19 protein-coding genes, 1 pseudogene and 2 riboswitches are annotated in these 25290 nt (G+C 49.9%); of the genes and pseudogenes, 10 read left to right on the forward strand and 10 right to left on the reverse strand.

The genetic code is table 11. The features are described 5' to 3' along the window. Both EV202_RS15255 and EV202_RS06105 read right to left on the reverse strand, forming a co-directional pair. A pseudogene (locus tag EV202_RS15255) lies at positions 1-177 on the reverse strand (IS5/IS1182 family transposase); the annotation flags it as partial. A gap of 251 nt (positions 178-428) precedes the next feature. Beyond that, positions 429-1136, reverse strand: coding sequence for a tRNA1(Val) (adenine(37)-N6)-methyltransferase (locus tag EV202_RS06105; RefSeq protein ID WP_106070456.1), 708 nt, complete (start codon positions 1134-1136; stop codon positions 429-431). A 172-nt stretch (positions 1137-1308) separates the two neighbouring features. Here EV202_RS06105 and lon point away from each other — a divergent pair, with 172 nt between their 5' ends. The 3 genes from lon to EV202_RS06120 are packed head-to-tail and all read left to right on the forward strand — an operon-like array spanning position 1309 to position 6040. Further along, the gene (lon, locus tag EV202_RS06110; protein ID WP_131926119.1) at positions 1309-3780 is read left to right on the forward strand and encodes an endopeptidase La; all 2472 of its coding nucleotides are present in this window, start codon (positions 1309-1311) and stop codon (positions 3778-3780) included. Next, on the forward strand, positions 3777-4907 hold the full coding sequence (gene tgt / locus EV202_RS06115) for a tRNA guanosine(34) transglycosylase Tgt (RefSeq protein ID WP_125240134.1): 1131 nt from the start codon (positions 3777-3779) through the stop codon (positions 4905-4907). Before lon ends, tgt begins: the two co-directional genes overlap by 4 nt. Further along, a complete protein-coding gene (locus EV202_RS06120; RefSeq protein WP_106070455.1) occupies positions 4904-6040 on the forward strand; it encodes an LptF/LptG family permease in 1137 nt (378 codons plus the stop codon). The genes tgt and EV202_RS06120 overlap by 4 nt, the downstream gene beginning before the upstream one ends. Before the next feature lie 354 nt (positions 6041-6394). On the opposite strand, the gene proS is transcribed toward EV202_RS06120, so the two are convergent. Beyond that, the gene (gene proS, locus EV202_RS06125) at positions 6395-7888 is read right to left on the reverse strand and encodes a proline--tRNA ligase (protein WP_106068731.1); all 1494 of its coding nucleotides are present in this window, start codon (positions 7886-7888) and stop codon (positions 6395-6397) included. Positions 7889-8070: 182 nt separating this feature from the next. Here proS and EV202_RS06130 point away from each other — a divergent pair, with 182 nt between their 5' ends. From EV202_RS06130 to cbiB, 3 genes are read left to right on the forward strand one after another with little or no spacing between them, the layout of a single operon-like run. Further along, positions 8071-9600: a cobyric acid synthase gene (locus EV202_RS06130; RefSeq protein ID WP_131926121.1), complete on the forward strand. Its 1530-nt coding sequence runs from the start codon at positions 8071-8073 to the stop codon at positions 9598-9600. After that, a complete protein-coding gene (locus EV202_RS06135; RefSeq protein ID WP_131926123.1) occupies positions 9593-10654 on the forward strand; it encodes a threonine-phosphate decarboxylase in 1062 nt (353 codons plus the stop codon). Before EV202_RS06130 ends, EV202_RS06135 begins: the two co-directional genes overlap by 8 nt. Positions 10655-10708: 54 nt before the next feature. Next, complete coding sequence (gene cbiB / locus EV202_RS06140) at positions 10709-11674, forward strand: adenosylcobinamide-phosphate synthase CbiB (protein ID WP_131926125.1); 966 nt, start codon at positions 10709-10711, stop codon at positions 11672-11674. Between the two features lie 36 nt (positions 11675-11710). Here the strand turns inward: cbiB and EV202_RS06145 are convergent, their stop codons facing one another. Next, a complete protein-coding gene (locus EV202_RS06145) occupies positions 11711-13399 on the reverse strand; it encodes a putative transporter (RefSeq protein ID WP_106068727.1) in 1689 nt (562 codons plus the stop codon). Positions 13400-13692: 293 nt separating this feature from the next. Then, positions 13693-13900, reverse strand: a riboswitch (cobalamin riboswitch). A gap of 443 nt (positions 13901-14343) precedes the next feature. Further along, a riboswitch (cobalamin riboswitch) is annotated at positions 14344-14553 on the forward strand. Between the two features lie 130 nt (positions 14554-14683). Between EV202_RS06145 and EV202_RS06150 the strand changes: the two genes are divergently transcribed. The 4 genes from EV202_RS06150 to EV202_RS06165 all read left to right on the forward strand — a co-directional run bounded on the left by EV202_RS06150 (position 14684) and on the right by EV202_RS06165 (position 20961). Next, the gene (locus tag EV202_RS06150; protein WP_131926127.1) at positions 14684-17044 is read left to right on the forward strand and encodes a TonB-dependent receptor; all 2361 of its coding nucleotides are present in this window, start codon (positions 14684-14686) and stop codon (positions 17042-17044) included. A gap of 65 nt (positions 17045-17109) precedes the next feature. Then, on the forward strand, positions 17110-18402 hold the full coding sequence (locus EV202_RS06155) for a hypothetical protein (RefSeq protein WP_131926128.1): 1293 nt from the start codon (positions 17110-17112) through the stop codon (positions 18400-18402). A gap of 41 nt (positions 18403-18443) precedes the next feature. After that, entirely contained in the window at positions 18444-19391 is a 948-nt protein-coding gene (locus EV202_RS06160) for a sirohydrochlorin cobaltochelatase (protein ID WP_131926130.1), read from the forward strand. Positions 19392-19455: 64 nt separating this feature from the next. Then, positions 19456-20961 carry a PepSY domain-containing protein gene (locus tag EV202_RS06165; protein WP_131926132.1) on the forward strand — a complete coding sequence of 502 codons (1506 nt, stop codon included), beginning with the start codon at positions 19456-19458 and terminating at the stop codon, positions 20959-20961. Here EV202_RS06165 and EV202_RS06170 read toward each other — a convergent pair. The 6 genes from EV202_RS06170 to EV202_RS06195 all read right to left on the reverse strand — a co-directional run bounded on the left by EV202_RS06170 (position 20958) and on the right by EV202_RS06195 (position 25158). Further along, a complete protein-coding gene (locus EV202_RS06170; protein WP_131926134.1) occupies positions 20958-21239 on the reverse strand; it encodes a hypothetical protein in 282 nt (93 codons plus the stop codon). The two genes, EV202_RS06165 and EV202_RS06170, sit on opposite strands and share 4 nt — an antisense overlap. A gap of 214 nt (positions 21240-21453) precedes the next feature. After that, positions 21454-22005, reverse strand: a complete 552-nt coding sequence (locus EV202_RS06175) for an HU family DNA-binding protein (protein WP_131926136.1) — start codon at positions 22003-22005, stop codon at positions 21454-21456. 177 nt (positions 22006-22182) lie between these two features. Continuing rightward, entirely contained in the window at positions 22183-23763 is a 1581-nt protein-coding gene (locus tag EV202_RS06180) for an RNA-directed DNA polymerase (protein ID WP_165899401.1), read from the reverse strand. A 42-nt stretch (positions 23764-23805) separates the two neighbouring features. Further along, the gene (locus tag EV202_RS06185; RefSeq protein ID WP_131926140.1) at positions 23806-24204 is read right to left on the reverse strand and encodes a hypothetical protein; all 399 of its coding nucleotides are present in this window, start codon (positions 24202-24204) and stop codon (positions 23806-23808) included. Next, the gene (locus tag EV202_RS06190; protein ID WP_106068721.1) at positions 24192-24596 is read right to left on the reverse strand and encodes a four helix bundle protein; all 405 of its coding nucleotides are present in this window, start codon (positions 24594-24596) and stop codon (positions 24192-24194) included. Before EV202_RS06190 ends, EV202_RS06185 begins: the two co-directional genes overlap by 13 nt. Positions 24597-24615: 19 nt before the next feature. Continuing rightward, positions 24616-25158: a hypothetical protein gene (locus EV202_RS06195; RefSeq protein ID WP_106068720.1), complete on the reverse strand. Its 543-nt coding sequence runs from the start codon at positions 25156-25158 to the stop codon at positions 24616-24618. Between the last annotated feature and the right edge of the window lie 132 nt (positions 25159-25290).

Genomic DNA, 25290 nt, shown 5'->3' on the forward strand with positions numbered 1-25290 from the left:
TACGATTTCAACAAGACTACTTTGAGTTACGAAACCACGTTTGCCCACACATAAATGAGGCAATATTTCACTTTTTATTGTATCTTTGTCCAACAAAGCGTACATGGGGATGTTGTTATGAATGAGTTTGCTCACCCATAATATAACAATTTTAGCTATTAGTACGCTGTTTATCATTTGATCAATTAGTTTAAATCACTTCTTAGTAAAAATCAAGAGAGCTTTTAGTAACGACAAATCAAGAGAGATATCATGAAGTATTTTTTATATACAAGACTCCTTGTACGGATGCATGAATGGTTTTGCAACCGATTCCGGCAGAACACTTTTTCTTTGTCAATATGTGACTTTCTTTTTAATATATCTTATCCCGAATTGCAGCTTTATATGTACCCGAAACCCGGGATATGCGCAGGATAAGATTCTATCTACATTTTCAGATAAAAGTCTTTTGTCAGAGCGATATATTCTGTTGTATATTCATTATACTCTGTTTCGATGCATAGGCTTTCTTGTACACACTCTTTTTCTTGAAAGCTAAAGGCTAACAGAATGCGTCGACATGGTTTTCCGGGTTTGGTGAAAACCAGCATCCGGCGCAATGGAAAAAGGCGACTGTCCCATGCCGCATCCATCACCATCTTTTCTGCTTCTGATGGAATGATGATGCTTATCATTCCTCCTTCTGTCAATAAACGTGCCGCCTTCCGGAAGAGTGAGATGTAGTTCAATCCGCTTGCATGTCTCGCCATACATCGTTGCTTGTCAGGGCATTTCATGGCATCTACAAAATAAGGAGGGTTAGATACTATGAGATCAAATTTATTCTCCGGATTGTATGTTTGAAAATCATGGCATATTACTTTTATTCTGTCGGCCCACGGAGAACGGAATACATTTTCTGTGGCTTGTGTTACAGCGGCAAAATCGATTTCGAGGGCTATAATTCTAGCCTGCTTATTACGTTGAGCTAATTGCAAGGCAATCAAGCCTGTACCGGTTCCTACGTCCAGTACACATTTAACATCGTTCATCGGTGCCCAGGCTCCTAAAAGCACACCGTCTGTACCGACTTTCATGGCACATTTATCTTGTAAAACAGTAAATTCTTTGAACTGAAAAGACGAATTCGACATATCTATCTTCTTAAAATCCGGCTCAAAAATAATCAAAGCCTATAAAACCGCCGCAAAAATGGTACGGTTTTTGTCTTTTTAAAGAACGAATAACTTCCTATTATGAAGAAATAGATTAACTTTGCAGGCGCTTTATTGGCCTGTCAGTATGACATAAACTAAAAAGAAAGAAATGAAGAAAAGAGATTATCTGAGTGATATCGAAAATAGAAGTGAAAACGCTTTCTCTGTAATTGCCGATTTTGAAGGGAGCGAAGAGCAATTGATGGATATTGAGGTTAAGGAAATATTGCCGATATTGCCTCTCCGGAACATGGTATTGTTTCCGGGCGTGTTTATGCCGGTATCTGTGGGGAGAAAGTCGTCTCTCAAGTTGGTACGTGAAGCCGAAAAAAGAAACTCCTACATAGCCGTAGTATGCCAGAAGATAGCCGAGACAGAGGCTCCATTGTTTGAAGATTTGCATACCGTAGGCACTATTGCCAAGATAGTCCGTGTACTTGAAATGCCGGATCAGACCACTACCGTCATTCTTCAAGGCTCCAAACGCATGGAATTGAAAGAAATCACGGATACGGTTCCCTACTTGAAAGGACGCATAGATGCATTGAACGATGAGTTACCGGACAAAAAGGATAAAGAGTTTCAGGCGTTGGTAGAGGCGTGCAAAGATTTAACCGTACGCTACATCAAATCGTCCGAGATGTTTCCGCAAGACTCTGCATTTGCCATCAAGAATATCAACAATCCCATGTTCCTTGTCAACTTCATCTGCACGAATCTTCCGCTTAAGAAAGATGAAAAGATAGAACTGTTGCATATCGACTCATTGCGAGCACGTTCTTATCGCTTGCTCGAAATACTGAATCGTGAAGTTCAGTTGGCCGAGATAAAGGAATCGATACAAATGCGCGCACGGGAAGACATAGACCAGCAGCAACGCGAATATTTCTTGCAACAACAGATTAAAACCATCCAAGATGAGCTGGGAGGCAGTGGTCAGGAGCAGGAGATTGAAGAAATGCGCAAGAAAGCAGAGACCACAAAGTGGAGTAAAGAAGTGAAGGATGTTTTCCTGAAAGAAGTAGATAAACTGGAACGGACACATTCACAATCTCCGGATTACAGCGTGCAACTGAACTATTTGCAGACAATGCTTTCTCTGCCGTGGGGCGTATATACCGCGGATAATCTGAATCTTACCAATGCCGAAAAAACGCTGAACAAAGACCATTACGGTCTGGAAAAGGTGAAAGAGCGTATTCTGGAGCATCTTGCCGTACTGAAGTTGAAAGGTGATATGAAAGCCCCCATCATCTGTCTGTATGGACCTCCGGGCGTGGGAAAAACATCTTTAGGACGTTCTATAGCAGCAGCTTTGAAACGAAAATATATCCGCATGTCCTTAGGAGGAGTACACGATGAAGCCGAGATTCGAGGGCATCGCAAGACATATATCGGAGCAATGCCGGGACGAATCATCAAAAGCTTGATAAAAGCCGGTTCTTCCAATCCGGTATTTATTTTGGACGAGATAGACAAAGTGGGAGCCGACCGTCAAGGAGACCCCTCCTCTGCCCTGCTTGAAGTACTTGATCCGGAACAAAACACAACGTTTCATGACAACTTCTTGGATGTGGATTATGACCTGTCAAAGGTTATGTTCATTGCCACAGCCAATAACCTGAATACCATTCCCGCACCATTGCTCGACCGTATGGAGCTGATTGAGGTGAGCGGATACATCACTGAAGAGAAAATAGAGATCGCTCGCCGTCATTTGGTTCCGAAAGAGTTGGAAGCCAATGGCATGAAGAAGAACGACATCAAGATTCCGAAGAATACGCTGGAGAGCATCATAGAGAATTACACTCGTGAAAGCGGTGTGCGTGAATTGGAAAAGAAAATCGGAAAGATTCTTCGCAAGTCAGCACGTCAATATGCTACGGACGGTTACTTTACGAAGGCCGAAATAAAACCGGAAGACTTATATGAATTTCTTGGGTCACCGGAATACACTCGCGACAAATATCAAGGCAATGATTATGCCGGCGTGGTAATCGGCTTGGCATGGACAGCCGTGGGTGGCGAAATTCTCTTTGTGGAAACCAGCCTGAGCCGTGGCAAGGGCGGACGTCTGACACTAACCGGAAACTTGGGAGATGTGATGAAAGAGTCTGCCATGTTGGCGCTGGAATACATTAAAGCACATGCATCCCTATTGCATCTTGAAGAAGAAATATTTGATAACTGGAATATTCATGTACATGTGCCCGAAGGAGCCATTCCGAAAGACGGTCCGTCGGCAGGTATCACGATGGCGACTTCTCTGGCGTCTGCACTTACGCAAAGAAAAGTGAAAGCCAATCTTGCAATGACAGGAGAGATAACCTTACGAGGCAAAGTGCTTCCGGTGGGCGGCATCAAAGAGAAAATCTTAGCTGCCAAGCGCGCCGGCATCAAAGAAATAATCTTAAGCGATGAGAATCGCAAGAACATAGACGAAATACAAGACATATATCTGAAAGGACTTGTTTTCCATTATGTGAAAGACATAAAAGAGGTGTTTGCCATTGCCTTGACCGATGAAAAGGTAGCCGATGCCATTGACTTGTCCATAAAAAAAGAGAAGAAAGAAGAATGACGTTCGAATTACAATATACAGACAGCAAAACGAATGCTCGTGCCGGATTGATTACGACCGACCACGGACAGATTGAAACACCAATCTTTATGCCTGTGGGTACGGTGGGGACTGTGAAAGGCGTACACATACCCGAATTGAAAGATGACATAAAGGCGCAAATCATATTAGGCAACACGTATCATCTTTACCTGCGTCCGGGACTGGAAGTGATTGAAAAAGCCGGCGGCCTGCATAAGTTTAATGGTTTTGACCGTCCTATGCTGACGGACAGCGGTGGCTTTCAGGTGTTTTCGCTATCCGGCATTCGTAAACTACGCGAAGAAGGTGCAGAGTTCCGTTCTCATATCGACGGTAGCAAACACATCTTTACACCGGAAAAAGTGATGGATATAGAACGAACTATCGGTGCGGATATCATGATGGCTTTTGACGAATGTCCTCCCGGAGATTCCGACTATGAATATGCCAAGAAATCTTTGGGCTTGACACATCGCTGGCTGGATCGTTGTATCAAACGTTTCAATGAGACCGAGCCGAAATATGGATACCGACAATCATTATTCCCCATTGTACAAGGTTGTGTCTATAAAGACCTTCGCACACAATCTGCCGAGTTCGTGGCCTCCAAAGATGCCGATGGAAATGCCATCGGCGGATTAGCGGTAGGCGAACCCGTAGATAAGATGTACGAAATGATAGAGTTGGTGAACGGGATTCTTCCCAAAGACAAACCGCGCTATCTGATGGGAGTAGGAACACCGGTGAATATACTGGAAGGTATCGAGCGCGGAGTCGATATGTTTGACTGTGTAATGCCTACCCGCAATGGACGTAACGGCATGTTGTTTACTAAAGACGGTATCATCAACATGCGCAACAAAAAATGGGAAACAGACTTCTCTCCTATCGAAACTGACGGTGCATCATACGTAGATACTTTATATAGTAAAGCTTATTTGCGCCACTTGTTTCATGCTCAAGAATTATTGGCCATGCAAATAGCATCTATTCATAATTTGGCATTCTACTTGTGGTTGGTGGGCGAAGCTCGTAAACACATCATTGCCGGCGACTTCGCTACATGGAAACCAATGATGGTAAAACGTGTATCGACAAGATTATGAAAAAGACGCATCGGAAAATCTGGGAAGATATAAAGCTGCCGAAAGGTAAATTCTTGAAGCGGCTGGATTGGTACATCATCAAGAAGTTTCTCGGTACATACGTATTTGCCATTGCATTGATTATTTCAATTGCGGTGGTATTTGACTTTAATGAGAAGATGGACCGTTTCATGTCTCACGAAGCTCCGTGGAGTGCCATTATCTTCGACTATTATTTAAATTTCATTCCCTATTTCGCCAACCTGTTCAGTCCGCTGTTCGTATTTATTGCCGTCATCTTCTTTACTTCCAAGTTGGCCGAAAATTCCGAAATCATTGCCATGTTCTCCACGGGTATGAGTTTCAAGCGTATGTTGCGTCCGTATATGGTGTCGGCGGCCATTATTGCGGTTGTGACATTCGGTTTAGGTTCTTATGTTATTCCTAAAGGCAGTGTGATACGTATCAATTTTGAAGATAAGTATTATAAATCCCGTAAAGCAAATACGGCACGAAACATTCAGTTAGAAGTGGATACGGGAGTTATAGCCTATATCGAACGTTTTGAAGATTATAGTAAAACCGGTTATCGCTTTTCTTTGGATAAGTTCAATGACAAGCAGTTGATTTCTCATCTTACGGCACGTTCCATCACGTATGACACAACTTCCGTACATAAATGGACTGTTAAAGATTACATGATTCGCCAAATGGATGGCATGAAGGAAAGTATCACAAAAGGTGATCAAATAGATACTGTTCTTTTTATGGAACCTGCCGATTTTCTTATCATGAAGAATCAGCAGGAGATGTTGACCAGTCCTCAACTGAGCGAATACATAGATCGCCAACGGCAACGAGGGTTTGCCAACATCAAAGAGTTTGAGATAGAATACCACAAACGAGTTGCCATGTCGTTTGCTTCTTTTATTTTAACTCTGATAGGTGTCTCTTTGTCTTCAAAGAAAACAAAAGGAGGAATGGGATTGCATTTAGGAATAGGCTTGGCTCTGAGTTTTTCTTATATCCTTTTCCAGACCATTGCTTCTACCTTCGCCGTGAATGGAAATGTGCCTCCAATTATTGCAGTTTGGATTCCTAATCTGCTGTACGCTTTCATTGCGTTTTATTTGTACAGAAAAGCTCCCAAATAAGAAAGAAAGTGTCTGAATGAACTGCACCCCAGAAGTTTTGTGTCTAACTTTTGGGGTGCAGTTCATTCAGACAGCCCCTTACTTGTATAAGTGTAGGCCTGCGCTTGTACAAGCGTAAGCCTACAACAAGTAAGGGGTATAATCAGAAAGGGATATAATCAACCGACAACCTTTCAGAAGTGCCCCGCATTTTGAATTATCTCCGGCAAAACATCTTGTGTTATATATCGTAACTAAAAAAACATAAAGATACTTTGATACATCTCAATGAAGTTGTCATATATCGCGAGGCATACTACACCGGCAATGCCGGAATTTTATACTTCAAGAATAGCTTCTGAAATAAAAATCGTGTCAATAGGAACGTGCGAAAATCACACGGCAGGCCGAAGGCTTGCCCGTTACCATGCACTTGCCCGGTTCTTTGTCGCCGGGAAGAAAGGATTCGAACGGTATGCAACGAATGGTGGCTTTCGTCTCTTCCTTGATTTTCTCCTCCGTCTCGGTGGTACCATCCCAATGAGCCAGTACAAAACCGCCTTCTTCAATCTTCTGTTTGAATTCGTCGTAGCTGTCTGCACTGCTGATACGGCTGTTGCGATAGTCAAGGGCTTTTTTGTAGATGTTAGCCTGAATCTCTTCAAGCAAATTCTTTACGTATTCCTCGATCCCTTCGCACGAACACGTCTCTTTCTCCAGTGTGTCACGACGCATAACCTCCATCGTATTGTTCTCCAAGTCGCGGCCACCCATCACGAGACGCACGGGTACACCTTTCACCTCATAATCGGCAAACTTGAAGCCCGGACGCTTATTGTCGGCATTGTCATACTTCACCGAGATGCCCATCGCCTTCAACTTAGATACAATGCCTGCCACCTTCTCGTCAATCTTTGCCAGCATCTCGGCATTCTTATAGATGGGCACGATGACTACCTGTATGGGGGCGAGATGTGGAGGCAATACCAGTCCGTTGTCGTCGGAATGGGTCATGATAAGAGCACCCATCAGCCGGGTAGAAACACCCCAAGAGGTAGCCCACACATATTCCAGCTTGTTCTCCTTATTGACGAACTGCACGTCGAATGCCTTGGCAAAGTTCTGTCCGAGGAAGTGGGACGTACCGCTTTGCAAGGCTTTGCCGTCCTGCATCATCGCCTCGATGGTATAAGTGTCCAGCGCACCGGCAAAACGTTCGTTAGCCGATTTCACACCTTTTACCACGGGCACCGCCATATACTTCTCGGCAAAGTCGGCATATACGTTCAGCATCTTTACCGCTTCGGCCTCGGCTTCTTCACGGGTGGCGTGTGCCGTATGCCCTTCCTGCCACAAGAACTCGGCAGTGCGGAGGAACAGTCGGGTACGCATTTCCCAACGGAACACGTTGGCCCATTGGTTGCACAAGATAGGCAAATCCCTGTATGAATTGATCCAATTCTTATAAGTATTCCAGATAATGGTTTCGGACGTGGGACGGATAATGAGCTCTTCTTCCAGCTTCGCGGCAGGGTCTACTACCACTCCACCGCCATTCGGGTCGTTCTTCAGGCGATAATGCGTCACTACGGCGCACTCTTTGGCAAAACCTTCCACATGTTCCGCCTCGCGGCTGAGGAATGATTTCGGAATAAGTAAGGGGAAATAAGCATTGACGTGTCCCGTTTCCTTGAACATATCGTCCAGTTGACGCTGCATTTTCTCCCAGATAGCGTATCCGTAAGGCTTAATCACCATACAGCCGCGCACAGCCGATTGCTCTGCCAAATCGGCCTTTACCACCAACTCGTTATACCACTGAGAATAGTTCTCACTACGCTTGGTCAGGTCTTTCAATTCTACTGCCATTCTATTTTGTTTTTAAAGTTTTCGTTGATTTATCCAAACGGTCGGCAAAAATACATATTTTAAACGTAGTCTTCAAATTTACAATAAAGTTTATGTACTTGAGAGTCTGTTTAAAATTTCCCCATGCTCCACCTTCCCTTTCATTTCTTTCCATTATCTTTGTCCTCCCTAAACAGAAAAATATGGAGAAACTTCATCCGATCATGTTTGCCGGAACAGGCAGTGACGTAGGAAAGAGTATCATTGCCGCCGCCTTTTGCCGCATCTTTAAGCAAGACGGCTACCGGCCGGCACCGTTCAAGGCACAGAACATGGCTCTGAATTCTTATGCCACCCCCGATGGACTGGAGATAGGACGTGCACAAGCCGTGCAAGCCGAGGCTGCCGGCGTGCCTTGTCACACGGATATGAATCCGCTGTTGCTGAAACCGCAATCGGACCATACATCGCAGGTGGTGCTTAACGGCCGTCCCATAGGTAACCGCAATGCTTACGACTATTTCCGCAAAGAAGGGCGCGAAGAGCTTCGCAGTGAAGTCTGCGCTGCTTACAACCGCCTTGCCGCCCGCTATAATCCGGTGGTACTGGAAGGTGCAGGCAGTATCTCCGAAATCAATCTTCGGGATACAGACCTTGTGAATCTCCCAATGGCATTGCATGCCGGAGCCGATGTGATTCTTGTGGGCGACATCGACCGGGGGGGCGTATTTGCCAGTGTCTACGGTTCGCTGATGCTGCTTCGGCCTCACGAACGTCGGTGCATCAAGGGCATCCTTATCAATAAGTTTCGCGGAGATATCCGCTTGTTCGAGTCGGGTGTCAAGATGCTGGAGGAGCTTTGTGGCATCCCCGTAATAGGTGTGGTTCCCTATTACAAAGATATCTATATTGAAGAAGAAGATAGTGTGGCATTGGCCTCCAAGTCGGTACGTGCCGAACAAGGAAAGGTGAACGTGGCCGTAATCCTGCTCCGGCATCTCAGTAATTTTACCGATTTCAACGTGCTTGAACGCGACCCGCGCGTACATCTGTTTTATACCAATAATGTGGATGAATTGTCCAAAGCCGATATCATTCTTTTGCCGGGCAGCAAGAGTACGCTCGACGACCTCTATGAACTGCGTCGCAACGGTGTGGCTGCCGCCATTATCCGCGCCCATCGCGAAGGAGCCACCGTCATGGGTATATGCGGCGGCTATCAAATGATGGGCCAAGAGGTGCTCGACCCAGAACACGTGGAAGGCGACATAGAACGTCTGCCCGGCCTCGGACTGCTGCCCGTAAGCACACGCATGACAGCAGAGAAGGTGACGAGACAGATACGACTCAGGGTAGCCGGAAAATGGAAAACGGAAAACGGAAAACAGAGAAGGGAGGAGGGATTTCCGCTATCGGGATATGAGATTCACATGGGAGCTACAGTCCCTGTGAAAGGGGCCTTCGCCTCGCCTCTGAACCTGCTGGAAGACGGTACTGCCGACGGATACTCCGTTGACGACACCTGCATGGGTACATACGTTCACGGCATACTCGATAATCCGGAGTTCATCGACTTGCTGTTGCACCGCTTTGCCGGCAAACTGTCTGCAACCACCGAAGCATTCGATTACCGTAAATTTAAAGAAGAACAATACGATAAGCTGGCCGACTACGTGCGCCGTCATGTCGACATGACGCTTGTCTACAAAATACTGACAGAAAACCATGATTGAAGGACACGGAGACGATTCATATAAATACAACCGCCCGATAACGGCCAATTTCAGTTCAAACATATACGGCAAGGCTGACCTGTCTGCCTTGAAAGCCCATCTGTGCGATTGCATCCGTGGAAGCGGCATGCAGGCGCCGGATGATTGCCTTTCGTCTTATCCCGAACCGGAACCCTATACCCTCGAAGCACGCCTTACCGCCCGCCATGGCCTTCCTGCCGATGCCGTATGCGTGACAAACGGCGCCACCGAAGCCATCTATCTCATTGCCCAGACTTTCAGAGGGACGCATACCGCTATCTTGCAGCCCACTTTCAGCGAGTATGCCGATGCCTGCCGCATGCACGGGCATCGGGTCGTATCGCTTTATCGGATTCCTGACGAAAAAGAGGATTACCTCTTGCCAAAAGAGGTGCGCATGCTGTGGCTGTGCAATCCAAACAATCCCACGGGGGAAGTCGTCGGGAAAGAGCATCTGGCGAAACTCATCGAACACAATGGGCAAGTGTGCTTCGTCATCGACCAATCTTACGAACACTTCACATTGAAGCCCCTCTTCTCTCCGGCAGAGACGATGGCTTGGCCCAACGTGTTGTTGCTTCACTCCATGACCAAGCGTTATGCCGTGCCCGGTTTGCGCTTGGGCTATGTCACCGGAGCCTCCAACCTGCTGCATCGCTTGCGCACCAATCGCATGCCCTGGTCGGTGAACCGGATAGCCATCGAAGCCGGACTGTATCTATTGGAGCACGATGCTCCCGATGCTCCGGACGTTTCCACTTATCTGCAAGAAACGCGCCGTTTGCACGCTGCACTCCAAACTCTTGGAGGGCTTGAAGTGTGGGACACGGCAACCCACTTCATGCTGATACGGCTCCGTTCGGGCAAGGCTTCTGCCTTGAAAGATTATCTTGCCGAAGCGCATGGCATCTTGATTCGCGATGCTTCCAATTTTGACGGACTGGACGAACGCTTCTTCCGCATAGCTACGCAAACACCCGAAGAGAACGATCGACTGGTGAAAGCGATAGAGCAATGGTTTGCCGAAGAATGAATCGATCCTGAAAATGAAAATATAATTGAAGAAGAACCTCAATGCGTGTAGAAAATGGAAGAGTTATTGATTTTTTTAGGTATTTCCTTTAATTTGAATTTGCCTTTGCTCACAGCTTGGTTGGTCGATCGACTGTTGGGCGATCCGCTTTGGCTTCCACATCCCATAGTAGCTTTCGGCAAAGCTATCTCTTTTCTTGAGCATCGGATGAATCATGGTTCACATTTACGTCTGAAAGGAATGCTCGTCACGCTGTTTCTTGTAGTGGGTGTCTACTTGTTTACGCTGTTCCTGCTTCGCTTCAGTGCCCTCTATTCTTCGGGACTACTCCTAAGCCTACAAATCCTTTTGATATTCTATTGTCTGGCAGGCACTACCTTGATTCGTGAAGTCCGCATGGTATTCCGGGCTGTGGATAGCTCTTTGGAGGAAGGAAGAACGCAAATAGCCCGTATTGTAGGACGCGACACTTCCCGGCTCTCGGCACAAGAGGTACGTACGGCTGCCCTCGAAACGCTGGCCGAGAATCTCAGTGACGGGGTGGTAGCTCCTCTTTTCTGGTATCTGCTGCTGGGTGTTCCCGGCATGCTCGCCTATAAGATGGTGAATACATTGGACTCCATGATAGGCTATCGGAATGAACATTACCGCCGCTTCGGCTGTTTTGCCGCCCGTCTGGACGATGTAGCCAATTACATTCCTGCTCGTCTGACCGCTTTTCTGATGGTACTTGTTGCCGGACGACTTTCTTTGCTTGCTTTCGTAGCTCGATATGGCAAGCAGCACGCCAGTCCCAACTCCGGCTATCCGGAAGCCGCTCTTGCAGGTATCTTGAACTGCCGTTTCGGAGGTCCTCACGATTATTTTGGCGAAGAAGTGTGGAAACCTTACATCGGAATCACCCCCCGAATGTTAACAACAGAAGATATGCGGCCGGCCATCCGTATCAACCGTCGCACGGAGGTTTTGATGATTCTGCTGGTATTCCTCTTCTCCACGTTGTTTTATTGGATTCATTGATGACAGATTCCCCTAAAACATTTAATTCAAACCTCCTTATCCCAATGCCAGTATCAGCATTTGCGCCGTGAGCACCCGCAAAAACATGGTCAACGGATAAACCGTGGCATATCCTACGGCAGGAGCATCGCAAGAGGTCAGTTCCGAAGAGTAGGCCAGTGCGGGCGGATTGGTATTCGAGCCTGAAAGCACACCGATGAGCGTAAAATAATTCAGCTTCCAGAAATAACGTCCCACCATACCGGCAATGAGCAGGGGGACTACTGTAATGATGGCTCCATAGGCAATCCATACATAACCTCCTTCATGGATAATGGTATCTACAAAACCTTTCCCTGCTCCGAGTCCCACGCACGCCAGAAAGAGTGAAATGCCTATTTCGCGTATCATCAGATTTGCGCTCATCGTAGTATAGGTTATCAGTTTGTAGCGCGGGCCGAAACGACTGATAAGGATGGAGACGATAAGCGGCCCTCCTGCCAGTCCCAGTTTCACGGGTTGCGGAATGCCGGGAAACATGAAGGGGATGCTTCCCAATATACAACCCAGTGCAATGCCCAAAAAGATGGGAATCAGATTTGGGTGGTTCAGGCGCTTCAGCGAGTTGCCCAGCACCTTCTCGGCATGCCCCATTGCAAGCTCGCTGCCCACAACCGTCACCCGGTCGCCCATCTGTAATTGCAGGTTCGGAGCAGCCACCAAGTCGACGCCCGAACGGTTCACACGCGTGATGCTGGCTCCGAAATTCTTGCGTATCTTCAGTTGCGCCAGCGACTTCCCGTTCAGTTCGGGCTTCGTGATAAGAAAACGGCGGGATATCAGTTTCTTGTCCACCTTCTCCCACTCCACCGTGATTCTTTTGCCCAGAAAGGCAATAATGGCCTCCACATCCTTGGGGTCGGCAATGAAGAGAATCTCATCCCCTACATGCAACACGGTGTCGGCACTTGCCAGTTCCGCTTCTCCGTTGCCTCCGTGATGGCGTATGCGGGAGATGACAAACGCGCGGTTCAGCAACGGTTTTGCCTCTTTTATCTTCTTGCCGTCTATGGCTTCATTGCGTATCTCCACAGAGACGGGGCTGACCGTCAGCTCCTGCTGATGTCCCAACCCGCACTCCGCTTCCGCCTCTTCCCTGCCCGCATCTATGCGAAACAGATATTTCAGCGCCAGCAGTGACAGGATGCACCCTATGACACCCAACGGATAGGCCACGGCATAGCCCAAAGCTATTTCGGGCGCATCTACTCCGGTCAGGTCGCTGTTGGCTTGTTGGGCGGCGCCCAGACCGGGAGTATTCGTCACTGCTCCGGACAGGATGCCGACCATTGTGGTAATGGGTATATCCGTAAGAAAATGAAGCAGGACGGTAGTCAGCACGCTGACGAAAACAGCCAGCACCGCCAGCATGTTCAGCGTAAGCCCACCTTTCCTGAAGGCGGAGAAAAAACCGGGTCCCACTTGCAGGCCGATGGAATATACAAAGAGAATCAGCCCGAATTCTTTCAGAAAGTGTAGCAGATGTTCGTTCAAATTCAAATTGAAATGTCCGAAAACAATGCCTACAAACAATATCCAAGTGACACCCAACGAAATGCCCGCCACTTTCACCTTTCCCAATATAATGCCGAAAGCGATGACAAGCGACAAAACAAGAACGGAATGTGCCACTCCGCCTCCCCAAAGATTGGGATAACCTTCAAAAAGATTCCTTAATAATTCCATAGTTGCTACATTGGTTATATAGATGGTAAAACAATCAATAATCGGGCTTTGAGATCTTTTTAAAAGTATCCCCACAGAAATCACTTCTCCGGGGATACGCACTTTACACATTGAAACAGCTATTTATATGGGCATATTGCCGTGTTTTAGCTTAGTCCGATACAACTGCCGGCACATACATGCCCCGACAATGCACTGCGTCATAGGCATACCTTGTCACAAGCATACCTCTTCCAGATCCGAATGTCGACTATTTGTTTTTTACGCGCTGTCTTCCTAATCCCACGAGCAAAGGCAGCATTTAACGAATGGCAGGTCTTCTGACTGACTCCTAATCTTGAAGCCTTCCCGATACATACAGCGCACGTATCAGTGGCAAAGGTTCTTTTCAAGATTTCAACAGAGCTTCACAGCAGCGGGACTGTCCGGGATTTGCACCCGATTCCCTTTTAATCCGAATGACGGAAACGTTCATCCGAAACCAATTCAGGCACAAAGATAATGGAAATCGGAAGCAATACAAAAAAACGGCCGTTTTTTTTCGAAAGCGACCGGCTCGTCTCATCGACAAAGGTTCCTTCACGCGTGTTTTTATCTATTTTATTTTACAAAACAGACGGAAACCCCGATGGCTTTCCAACACAACTTATTTCAGTCACTGAGTGAATGTGATTCAGTCGGCGACTGAAACCATTTGAGTCAGGGACTGAAACCATTTCAGTCGCCGACTGATTCTACCCCCTCTCAGAAGTACTTCTGAGAGGGGTGGAAGAAGAAACAGAGAAGGCATAAAGCATCGACACGTCATGATAAAAAAACATGACTCATAGAGCATCTGTCGTAAAGCTATACAGGGCTATCCTGAAATCATGCCAAGAGCACCGCAATCAGAAGAAAGCATTAGTGAATTAAAAAAGAAAGCATCCGATAGTGTTTTTTTTCTTATCTTTGCTGCCGATTTTGGTTCGCATCCTCCATTCCATAAGAGAGAAATGCGATGAAAAGGGAATCAGGTGCAAATCCTGAACAGACCCGCTGCTGTAAGTCCTTTCGATATCTTTGAGTATTCTGCAAGCCACTGTCTTCAAAAAAAGGGATGGGAAGGCATTCAAAGAGGGACAAGTCAGAAGACCTGCCAAGACGATATGGTTTTTGTGCTTTCGGGGGAATAAAGCCGCAAAACATCGAGTCGAGGTATTCCTACCTATATCGATACAAGGAATCTTTCTCTTTGTTTTTCTTCTCTCCGTGAAAGCAAGTTTACGAATGCTTAAAGGAATCGGAATGAGAATTACCGCATATCTGTCATTGATACTCATCATGCTGCTGCCTGCATATATGGCGGCGCAGAATAAAGCCACCCTGTCCGGGAAAGTTGCAGACCGGAACGGAACCCCCATCGCTCAAGCCACCATTGCCATCGAGGGAACAACGTCCGGAACTTATACGGACGACCGCGGCAGGTATTCACTGCAAGTGTCTCCGGGGAGACATACATTTGTCGTCTCTTTTTTGGGCTACCGCACCGTGAAGCAGTCGCTCGACATCCGGCAGGACAAAAGGCTCAATTTCACATTGCAAGAAAGTGCCGTGGAGCTGAACACCGTAGAAGTCTATGGCAAAACCCAAACGCAAAAAATCAAGGAAGGGGCTTTCACCGTCAATGCGCTCGACGTGAAATCAACGGTAAATTCGTTGAATAACCTTAATAATCTGGTGAACCGTACAACAGGCATCAAGGTCAGAGAGGAAGGCGGGGTCGGTTCGGATTTCGACCTCTCCATCAACGGGATGTCCGGCAATTCCATTCGCTATTTCTTGGACGGAATGCCGTTGGATGCAAAAGGAAGCGGTGTTTCATTGGCAAATTTGCCGGTCAATATCATCGACAGAATCGAAATATACAAAGGAGTGGTTCCGGCAGTTTTAGGAACCGACGCGTTGGGTGGCGCCATCCATATCATCACGAAGCAGGAAAAGAAACATTTTCTGGACGCTTCTTACAGCATCGGCTCTTTCCATAGCCACCGAGCCGACCTGAACGCGCAAATTGTAGAACCGAAGACGGGGCTTATCATCAGGCCCACCGTGGGTGTGAACTATTCGAAGAACGATTATCGGATGAAAAACGTAGAGATGCGCGACGAAAGCGGAGACAACTTCATCATCGGCAACCCCAAACGTTTTCACGACGCCTACTTCTCTCTGTGGGGACAGATAGAAGCCGGAGTAACCGGAAAAAAATGGGCTGACGAGTTCTTCGTTTCCGCCTCTTACTCCAAAACAGACAAGGAATTGCAAACCGGCTCCGTACAGAATAAGGTGTACGGAATGGCCGAAAGAAAATCGGATGCATGGAACATAGCGGCACGCTACCGCAAACAACACTTCATCCTGAGAAACATGCAGTTGAGCGCCTCCCTCTCTCGCACTTGGGATCATTCTCTGACCGTCGACACCGCCTACCGCAAGTATTACTGGGATGGCGGCTACATCGTGACCCAGCGCAACGAAATTATGGGCAAACAACCTTCCATGCGCCATTACAAAAGACCTCTGACCATTGTGCGTACCAACCTCGATTATCGGCTGAACGACCGCCATAACCTAAACCTCAACTATCACCTGATCCGAATCGGAAACGACCGGTACGACGAAACGGACGAAGAATTCAAACCTTCAAACGATGTCGTGACCAAACACATCATAGCCCTTTCTTACAACCAACTGCTGTTTGATGGAAAAATGAGCAATGTGTTCTTTGTAAAAGATTATATCAACCACCCGAACATCCGACAGACCGACCAGCCCAGTGTCACAGGTTCCGGAAAAGTGCAAGGCGCCACCACCCGGAACTATATAGGTTACGGAGCCGGAACAAGGTATACCGTGGCCGAACCTTTGTCCGTCAAAGCATCCTACGAACACAGCGTAAGGTTGCCGGTGGCCCGCGAACTGCTTGGAAACGGCACTACCATCTATGCCAACGTAGCCTTGAAACCCGAAAGCAGCGACAACCTCAACGTCGCACTTTTCGGCACATGGCATCCCTATGCCGGACATACGGTTTATTACGAAGCCGGCGCTTTTCTGCGAAACGTAAACAACTATATCCAAACCACCATAACCGAAAAAGAGGGAACGATGCAATACACCAACGTTCCGGCAGTACATATCAAAGGGCTGGAAGGAGAAGTGCGCTATGACTGGCAGTCCAAGCTCCTGCTTGCCGGCAATATCAGCTATCAGGACGCACGCGATCAGCAAAAGCTGAAGAGCGACGGGAAACCCTCGGCCACCTACAACAACCGTGTGCCCAACCGCCCGTGGCTGTTCGGCAACGCCGAAGCCTCTTATACTTTCAGCAATCCCCTGTTGCCTCACGGCAAGCTTCGCCTGAACTGTACTTACCGGTGGGTGCATTGGTATTTCCTTACTTGGGAAGCCTACGGAAGTTACGAAAACAAGGCCCGTATCCCCACCCAGCATATTTGTGACGCCGACGTCACATACTCATGGAATCGCGGACGCTACAACATAGCCTTGGAGTGCAGCAACTTCCTGAACCGGACAGCCTACGACAATTACAAGCTGCAAAAACCGGGACGAGCCTTTATGGCCAAGTTCAGGCTCTTCATCGAGTGATGCGGACAAACCATACCGAGCAGATAAATCAATAAATCGTTTAAACCAATAAAACAGTAAACAGTATGAAAAAGATCAGATTCTCACTTCTTGCCTTTATGGCAGCCGTGACAGTATTCTCATTCACAGCTTGCTCTGACGACAAACCGGAATCCACTCCCGATGTACCGACAATCGACGAAGGAAAATATCACTTCGACCTCTTCGTCACTGTCGATAAACATGGCGGCATGAGCAGCAAAAACACGACGATTGTCAACAGCACCGCTTCGCTGGCTGCCGACAAGGGTGTCATCACCATCAAAAGAGAGGGAGCCGAACTCAACGACTTCTCCATGGAGTCCATCTCCAAAGGAAAATACTATTACCAGATTCCTTCCACTGCCGACCGCTTCGTGAAGTATCAAATCAAGAACAACTCCGTTCAAACCATCAAAGAGCGTCCGTTCAAGGCCAATAGCTACAAAGCACGTTCATACACGCACGCGTGGCTGAACGACAACACACTCGTCATCATGTCCGCCAACGGAAAAGCCGACAAAATCATCTGGACCAAACTGAATACCGACGACATGAGCATATCGGGCGAAGGCACGCTGGCTCTCCCTCTGCCCGCATCCATTTTGGAGGGGGAAGAAACCAAGAAGTTCACCACATCGGGCATTCTTACCTATAATGAAAAGGCAGGCAAACTCTACTATTTCTACTTCGGAAAAAACGGAGCTTCAGGGGCAAGCGGCAAAGCCACCACAAACTTCTATACCGCCGTTCTCAATCCCGAAACAATGGCCGTAGAAAGCAAGAAGATGAACACCAAAGCACACGAAATGGCAGGAAGCGCCTACGGAGAGCTGATGCAGAACTGCGTGATGTATGATGAAGACGGCAACCTCTATCTGGCTGCATTCAATAACATCGGTAAAGTGGAAGAGGGGTGCTTGCTGCGTATCAAGAAAGGCGAAAGCGACATCGACCCTACATACAACGGCTATAAGAACACGGAAGGCAAACTGCTCACCGTTCAATATCTGGGAGGCAACAAAGCATTGGCATATGTCCGCAACGACTCTCAAGGCACGAAAATCGACTCTTACAGCCATTATTACGTGATTGTGAACCTCTCCACCGGACAAAGCGAACGCCTGAAATACAACGGAAAAGAAATTGCATATAGCGGCGGCCGCTTCTCGCAGCGTTCCGTTATCTTCAACAACAAGGCCTACATCGGCGTGAACACGAAGGACGACGCCAACTCCATCATCTACATTTACGACATCAAGACCGGCAGTGTAGAAAAAGGTGCGGAAGTGGGCGGAAGCTTCTTCTTCGATATGATACGCGTCATCGAGAACGATTGACTCTCTTTTAACATCACCCTGACAACAGTCTGTTCAATCCTATGAAACATAGTTTAATCACTCTATTTCTCAGTGCACTCTCCCTCCTCTGCCATGCGCACGAGGGAGACCACTACGAACACAGCGACATGCTGGCAAGCATGAAACCCGGCGAAAAGGCCGCCCTGCTCATGGTTCATTTCGGCACTACGCACGACGACACGCGCGCACTTACCATCGATGCCATCAACGCCCAAGCGCAAGCTGCGTTTCCCGAACCGGCATTCCGCGAAGCATATACATCGCGCATCATCATCCGCCGCCTCAAGGAACGCGGAATCGAAAAGAACACGCCTTTGGACGCGCTGTTGAAATTGCGTGCAGAAGGCTATACCCACGTCATCGTACAAAGCACCAACATCATCGACGGAGTTGAAATGGAATCGCTCCGCCGCGATGTGGAAACCGTGTTGCCATTCTTTAAGGAGATACGGGTAGGCACTCCCCTGCTCTATTCCGTGGAAGATGCCGAAAAGGTGGTGGAAATATTGGGACGCCGCCTCAAGGCAACGCTTCCCGAAAAGGAAGCCGCCAAAGAGCACTTCGTTCTTGTAGGCCACGGCACTTACACTCCCGCTACCGCCGCTTACAGCCAGATAGACTATATGCTGAAAGCCGGCGGACTGACAAATTTCCATGTGGGCACCATCGAAGGATACCCCACTTTTCGCACCGTACTGGCACAACTGAAGGCGGCAAAAGCCAAACGCGTGACCCTCGTTCCCTTCATGTTCGTTGCAGGCGACCATGCCAAGAACGACATTGCCGGCGAGTGGAAAGAAATGCTCGAAAAAGAAGGCTTCACCGTCAATGTACGTCTCGAAGGCTTGGGACAAATGCCCGAGATACAAGAGACATTCATCGGGCACATCCGTTTCGGGCTGAAGCACCGCATGCCCGGCATCATGGAAAAGAAGGCGGCCTATGCTGCCGGAAAGGATGTGGAATAATACCTGGCATCAGGTATTCAAAGTTTCCGAATCATCTTGTACCTTTGCAAAAAATCCGGCCGAAATGAATATGATTACCCGACTGATGTACACCATTCACAGGCTGCTGGGCACTTTGCTCTGCATCCTGTTCCTTATATGGTTCGTCTCCGCCTTTGTGATGATGTACCACCGTTTTCCCCGTGTCAGTGCCAAAGAGAAATTGCTCAGGCTGGAGCAACTTTCGGCAACCGCCGATTCGTTGCCCGACATCGCGTCCGTCATGGCACGCCTCCCCCACGGAGAGAAAGTAAAGAAGCTCACGCTGGAACGCTCTTTGGGACAAACCGTTTTCCACATCCGCACCGATAAAGGCACCCGCCGTCTGCTGCCTGCTCCCTCCGACTCCTTGCAGCCAACGGACTACGGACACATTTGCCGTACAGCTTCCTTGTGGTGCGACGCCCCCATTGCCCGCATCGACACCTTGCAGTCGTTAGATCAGTGGATACCCTTCGGCGAATTGAAAAAAGAGATGCCCATCTATAAGATACACTTTGCCGATGATGGCCGCACACAGCTATATCTGAGTTCCCGAAACGGCGAAGTGCTGCAATTGTCCGACAAAAGCCAACGTTTCTGGGCATGGTTGGGAGCCATTCCCCATTGGGTGTACTTCACCCGGCTCAGACAAAACGCCGAACTATGGAGCAAGACGGTCATCTGGTTATCGGGACTGGGCTGCCTGATGCTCGTTGCCGGCATCTGGGTCACGGCAGACGTATGGCGCAAAACACGCCGCAACCGTCGTCGGCTCTTTTCCCCCTACCGCAAAAGGTGGTATCACTGGCATTACGTCAGCGGCATCTTTTTCGGCGTCTTCGTCCTTACGTTTACCTTTAGCGGCATGATGTCCGTGGCCGACATTCCCGAATGGATTCATAAGCCTGCCTTCAAAGGCAATCCCGTGCATGCGCTTCGTGCCCGTGCTACTAAACCTGAGGCCTATCCGCTCGATTACCGGACGCTCATCGCCGTCCATCCCGAAACAAAGCAGATAGAATGGAGCAATTTTCGCGACCATCCTTATTATATTATAAGAAACGAAACCACGGAGCAATACATCGATGCAACCGACACGCTGCCGCACCCCCTTCTGCTTACCGAAAAAGAAATCCGAAACGGAGTGGAGAGCATATATGCCGCCGACAGCATTTTCCGGCATCACCCTGCGCAAATGCGCATGACACGGCTCGATCGGTTCGAGACCTACTACCGCGACATGACCGGCATGTACCGCGAGCGTCCCCAACTGCCTGTATGGAAAGTGGCTGTAAACGACCCCGACCGGAGCGTCTACTACATCCAGCCCGAAACCGGCATTGTCCGCTACGTCGACACCTCCTCGCGCTGGCGATACTGGTGCTATACCGCTTTGCACCGCATGCGTCTGCCGGGGCTGAACTCCAACGCCACCTTGCGCAAAACCGTGCTCTGGATATTGCTGCTCGGAGGCACGGCAGTTTCCGTCACGGGCATGGCACTGAGTGTGAATTATGTGCGAAGAAAATACCGTGCGTTCAGACGTTAAAAGCGGTGATTAGCGGTTAGCGCTGCCGTCGCCTCCACCAACCGGTACTTGCGGCACACCTCGAGTATGATTCTCTGCGGGATGTCCGTCACCATCGGCCGCATCCTTCCGTCTTCGCCGGTCACGTGCCGCAACGGCAGTTGAGGGTATATGGCGTGCAATATCAAGGCCGAGCGGTCGTAGGCTGTGGGCGATGCGCCCGTCATGTCGATGTTTATAAGGCTGTTTTTGCGGACTTCCGCCGCACGTATTCTTTTGATGGTTCGATAGATTTTCATGGATGGTAGTGAATTAGTGGGTGTCATCAGGGTATAAGGATTGGAATTGAAGCATTAGTAGTATTGGTGCGGGGAAGAGGTTAAGGGCACGGGCCACATGGTCGTCATGAGTTCTCCTATTAAACGCGTCGTGTTTATTTCCCATATGGTTCCGTGCCCCATACCCTGATCCGGTGTTACTCTTTTCTAACGTCTGACCTCTTACGTCTAACGTCTAACCGAGCGGATTCTCTCCTTGGCCGCCCGAGCCACTACCGCCTGTGCCGCCCGAGCCGCTGCCGCCACCCGTTCCACCACTGCCGCCCGGTGCAGGCGTCGGCAGTCCTTTGGCTTTGCGGTAGTCCGCCATCGAGGCATAGTTGATTTTGTTTTCCAATACGCCTCCGTCCTCGAAGCGGAGGTCGCGGACAATGCTGTCACGCAGTTCTTTGGTGGGAGTGAAGACGATGCGAGGCGATTTTATCATCTGCCCGGCGTTGAACTTGTCGATGTCTTCCACGCCCTCGCTCTTGAAGGTGATGCGGAACGTGCCCAACCCGGGCATGTTCACCGTGTGACCCTGCTTGAGCTGCTGCGGGATAAAGGTTGCCAGCAACTCCATGGCGGCCTCCAGTTCGATGGGTGCGGTGGTGGTGTGTGCCGTGGCGGCACGGGTCAAGGCTTTGGGAGACAAAGGTCTTGCACTGTTGGGCACGGCATACCACTTGGCCGGGTCGTTCTTCTTCATCGGGTGCTTCTTCTGCACCAATTTGTAACTGATACTCATAATGATAAAAGTTTTTGGTTGATAATTAAATGATAATAACTCACAGTTGGCGTGTGTACGCCTTTTCTTTTAATTCGTTTGAATGTCACCGCAGGAAAGGCGATTGCCTCACTGCGGTGACGCAGCTTGCCTCACTGCGGTGACATCTGTTGTCTCACTGCGGTGACGTTCATCATCTCACTGCGGTCTCATCGCTGGTCTCACTGCGGTGACGTCGCTTGCCTCACTGCGGTGACGCCGCCCGTTTCGCATATGCGGCCCTCTCGGCCTTGTGCGTGTAGCAAACATCAGGCCATCGGGCATCGGGACATTGGATTCCGGTAAAATAAATATCCGCGTCGTCCGCGTCTGAAAATCTGTCGCTTGCCGCAGCAGACGCATGTCCCGTTCCGCTCTCTCCTCCCGTGTCAGACTTAAAATCCGGCGACCGTGCAGCAGTTCGTCCAGCAGCAGGTCTATTACTGCACTTCCCTCCCTACGGAGGCAAGGTTCCCGGAGGCTGCGGCAAGGTTCCCGGAGGCGGTAGCGAGGTTTCGGTTTCAGCTTTTTGTAGTCGCCCTCGATGCGGAAGAACCTCTTCAGCGGCGACTTCCCGAAGAGCCTTTCCGCCAGCCTGTGCGCCCTGAACTGCCGCAGGTAGCCGCAATACGAGTTCGCTACCGACAGCATCCGCTCCAGCTCGTGGGGCGGCGGCGTCTTGGCGTCCTTGCAGCGACCCTCCACTTCGGCCAGCCGTTCGCGCATCAGGCGCACGGTGCGTTTCGACGGATAGCGGCGGTGGGGCTTCACGCAGGCACCCAGAAAGCGTATCCCCCTCGTGCAGGGTTGCAGCTCCGTCTTGTGCGGGTGCAGCTCCAGCCGCAGCTCGTTGCGCAGGAACGTGCGCAGCAACGGCACAAGGCCCAGCAAGCGGCTCCGGTGGCGGCCCACGATGTAGAAGTCGTCCACATACCGCCCGTAGTGCCGGCAGCCCAACCTACGCTTCACATACTCGTCCAGCCGTCCAAGGAAGATGTTGCTGAAGAGCTGCGAGGTCAGGTCGCCTATGGGCAGCCCCGTGCCCGGCGCCGAGCTGAACAGGCTTTTCGACGGCGGCAGGCCTTCGCGCTCTTCCGGCCGGCCGTGCATCAGGCAGTCCGCCGTGGGGTCTCTGAAGAGGATGCTCCGCAGCAGGAAGTCCGTCAGTCCGGGGTCGGGCATGCGTCGTTCGTCCCGTTTGCGGGCAAAGCGTTTCAGGTCGTCCGTGATGATGTCATACAGCAGCTTCTTGTCTATGCTCATGAAGTAGCCCTTCAGGTCCATCTTCAGGATGTAGGCCTTCCGGCGGTAGTTGTCCGTGCAGCTGCGTATATGGTGCTCTATCCGCTCTATTCCTGTCCGTGTGCCCTTCTTCTTGCGGCACGAATAGCTGTCGTATATCATCCGCTTGTCGAACAACGGCGCCAGATAGCCCGCCAGCAGGTGGTGCACCACCCTGTCGCGGAACTGCGAGGCAAACACCTCCCGCTTCACCGGCCGGTGCACGATGAAGCAGATGCACGGCTTGGGCCGGTACGTCCTGTCGCGTATCTCCTCATACAGTTCTATCAGGTTGTGCTCCAAGTCCATCTCGAAAGCCAACTGTCCGCGCGTGTTCCGTTTGTTCTTCCGCGCCTCGAAGTAAGCCCTGAAAAGGTCTGTCAGCAGATGCCCCTCGTGCCTCTTCGCCTGTTTCTCTCCCGTCTTGTTTTTCCGGCGCGGATTGCGCGGATGCTTCATTTCTCCAGTCTCTCTCATCTCCTGTTCACTAATCGTTAACCGTTAATCGCCGACCACCGCCCTCTTCCTGCAAAGGTTGGTAAATTCTTGGGCCGCCCTCACCCCGAAGCCGTAGCTCCGATTGTTGTTGTTCAGCGGGTTCACGTTGCCCGGGTTGAAGTTCAGGTTCCTCCCGTTGTTCGTGTTGTTCGGCCCCGCCGTCCAATAGTAGGCGTTGCTCCCCACGTTGTAGGGCACTGCGGAATTGTTGTTCCGATAGCCCGAAGCGGGGAAAAAAGAGTGACCGCTCTCTAAATGCCGGGGGGAATCCGTGGCCCGGAAGCCCCTCGTCAGATTTGGTTTGTCATTACTGCCGGATGCACGGCGCGGAACCCGGCCTGCAGCCTTGCCCGCCGCGACTTTCTTACTCCGGCAGTGGGTCACTGAATTTACCGGACACACTCTGCGGAACCCCTTTGTATGGAGTAACCCGCCGACTCCGGTCCGTTCTTCTTTGTTGCATACCCGTGCCACGCCGCAAGCTGCTTCGACAGGTTTTCCGCCTGTTCGCTCATCCTTGCATACAGTCTCACGCTGATGTGGTGCAGGTCGTACAGCAGGCGCAGGCGCACCTTCGTGCTCACTGTCAGCTCGCGTGCCGCCTCTATGTGCCGGCATTTGTCCGTGGTGGCGTTGGCCTTGTATATCAGCACTATCATCTCCATCAGTTCGTTCTTCAAGGTCTCCACCAACGTGAACTTCACGTCGCGCGGCACGTGCCCCATCTCGCGGTATATGCATTGCAGCAAGTCGTAGGCCGCTTTATACACGGGCAGGTGGTCGTAGTTTGCCATAATCTTCCGCCTTTCGCCCTCAGCCTTCGGCCAGCCTTTTTTTCAGCTCGGCCACAAACAGCATGCACTCCATCGGCGTGCGTCCGGCCAAGTCGAAGAGGCGGAGGCGTTCGGCAACCACCCTCTCGGCCGGCATCACTGCCGTTGCTTCACCCTCTTTCCTTTCCCCGCCGTCGCTTCCCCCCTCCTTTGGGGCAGGAACCGGAGCGGGGGTTTTGGGGGCCGCCCGGGGCGGTTGCAGGGGCAGGGCCTTTTTCCATGCCTCGAAGCCCTGCGGGTCGATGCGCGCCGGCGCTTTCAGCACCAGCCTCTCTTCCGTCTCTTCCACCCGTTCCAGCCCGCCGATGAATTTTGCGTCTCCGCTCTGCGGGAAGCCCACCGACACCATCTCGCCGCCAACAACCTTCAGAAACCTTTTTGTCGTCTTCAGCGGGTGCACCTGCGTGCACAGCGCATAGGCCGAACATTCGTAGGCTTTGCGGAAAAGCCCCTCGCGATACAGGATGATGCGGCCGGTGTTGTCACGCTCCGCATCCATAAAGTCACGACTTGTATATCCCATAATAGTTACGTATGAAGTGAAAAACTAAAAATAATTTTCGACCGGCTTCGCCGGTATGTGTGCTCCTGCGGCTGCAAGCCGCAGGAGAATAAAACAAATGAAACAAATGAAACCAACGCGGTCGCTTCGCTC

The sequence above is a fragment of the Prevotella heparinolytica genome, from assembly GCF_004342845.1.
GTDB lineage: Bacteria > Bacteroidota > Bacteroidia > Bacteroidales > Bacteroidaceae > Bacteroides > Bacteroides heparinolyticus.

Bases quoted from the DNA above. Each gene is read 5' to 3' on its own strand.
- EV202_RS06105 (WP_106070456.1), bottom strand. From the start codon at position 1,136: ATGTCGAATTCGTCTTTTCAGTTCAAAGAATTTACTGTTTTACAAGAT.
- lon (WP_131926119.1), top strand. From the start codon at position 1,309: ATGAAGAAAAGAGATTATCTGAGTGATATCGAAAATAGAAGTGAAAAC.
- tgt (WP_125240134.1), top strand. From the start codon at position 3,777: ATGACGTTCGAATTACAATATACAGACAGCAAAACGAATGCTCGTGCC.
- EV202_RS06120 (WP_106070455.1), top strand. From the start codon at position 4,904: ATGAAAAAGACGCATCGGAAAATCTGGGAAGATATAAAGCTGCCGAAA.
- proS (WP_106068731.1), bottom strand. From the start codon at position 7,888: ATGGCAGTAGAATTGAAAGACCTGACCAAGCGTAGTGAGAACTATTCT.
- EV202_RS06130 (WP_131926121.1), top strand. From the start codon at position 8,071: ATGGAGAAACTTCATCCGATCATGTTTGCCGGAACAGGCAGTGACGTA.
- EV202_RS06135 (WP_131926123.1), top strand. From the start codon at position 9,593: ATGATTGAAGGACACGGAGACGATTCATATAAATACAACCGCCCGATA.
- cbiB (WP_131926125.1), top strand. From the start codon at position 10,709: ATGGAAGAGTTATTGATTTTTTTAGGTATTTCCTTTAATTTGAATTTG.
- EV202_RS06145 (WP_106068727.1), bottom strand. From the start codon at position 13,399: ATGGAATTATTAAGGAATCTTTTTGAAGGTTATCCCAATCTTTGGGGA.
- EV202_RS06150 (WP_131926127.1), top strand. From the start codon at position 14,684: ATGAGAATTACCGCATATCTGTCATTGATACTCATCATGCTGCTGCCT.
- EV202_RS06155 (WP_131926128.1), top strand. From the start codon at position 17,110: ATGAAAAAGATCAGATTCTCACTTCTTGCCTTTATGGCAGCCGTGACA.
- EV202_RS06160 (WP_131926130.1), top strand. From the start codon at position 18,444: ATGAAACATAGTTTAATCACTCTATTTCTCAGTGCACTCTCCCTCCTC.
- EV202_RS06165 (WP_131926132.1), top strand. From the start codon at position 19,456: ATGAATATGATTACCCGACTGATGTACACCATTCACAGGCTGCTGGGC.
- EV202_RS06170 (WP_131926134.1), bottom strand. From the start codon at position 21,239: ATGAAAATCTATCGAACCATCAAAAGAATACGTGCGGCGGAAGTCCGC.
- EV202_RS06175 (WP_131926136.1), bottom strand. From the start codon at position 22,005: ATGAGTATCAGTTACAAATTGGTGCAGAAGAAGCACCCGATGAAGAAG.
- EV202_RS06180 (WP_165899401.1), bottom strand. From the start codon at position 23,763: ATGAAGCATCCGCGCAATCCGCGCCGGAAAAACAAGACGGGAGAGAAA.
- EV202_RS06190 (WP_106068721.1), bottom strand. From the start codon at position 24,596: ATGGCAAACTACGACCACCTGCCCGTGTATAAAGCGGCCTACGACTTG.
- EV202_RS06195 (WP_106068720.1), bottom strand. From the start codon at position 25,158: ATGGGATATACAAGTCGTGACTTTATGGATGCGGAGCGTGACAACACC.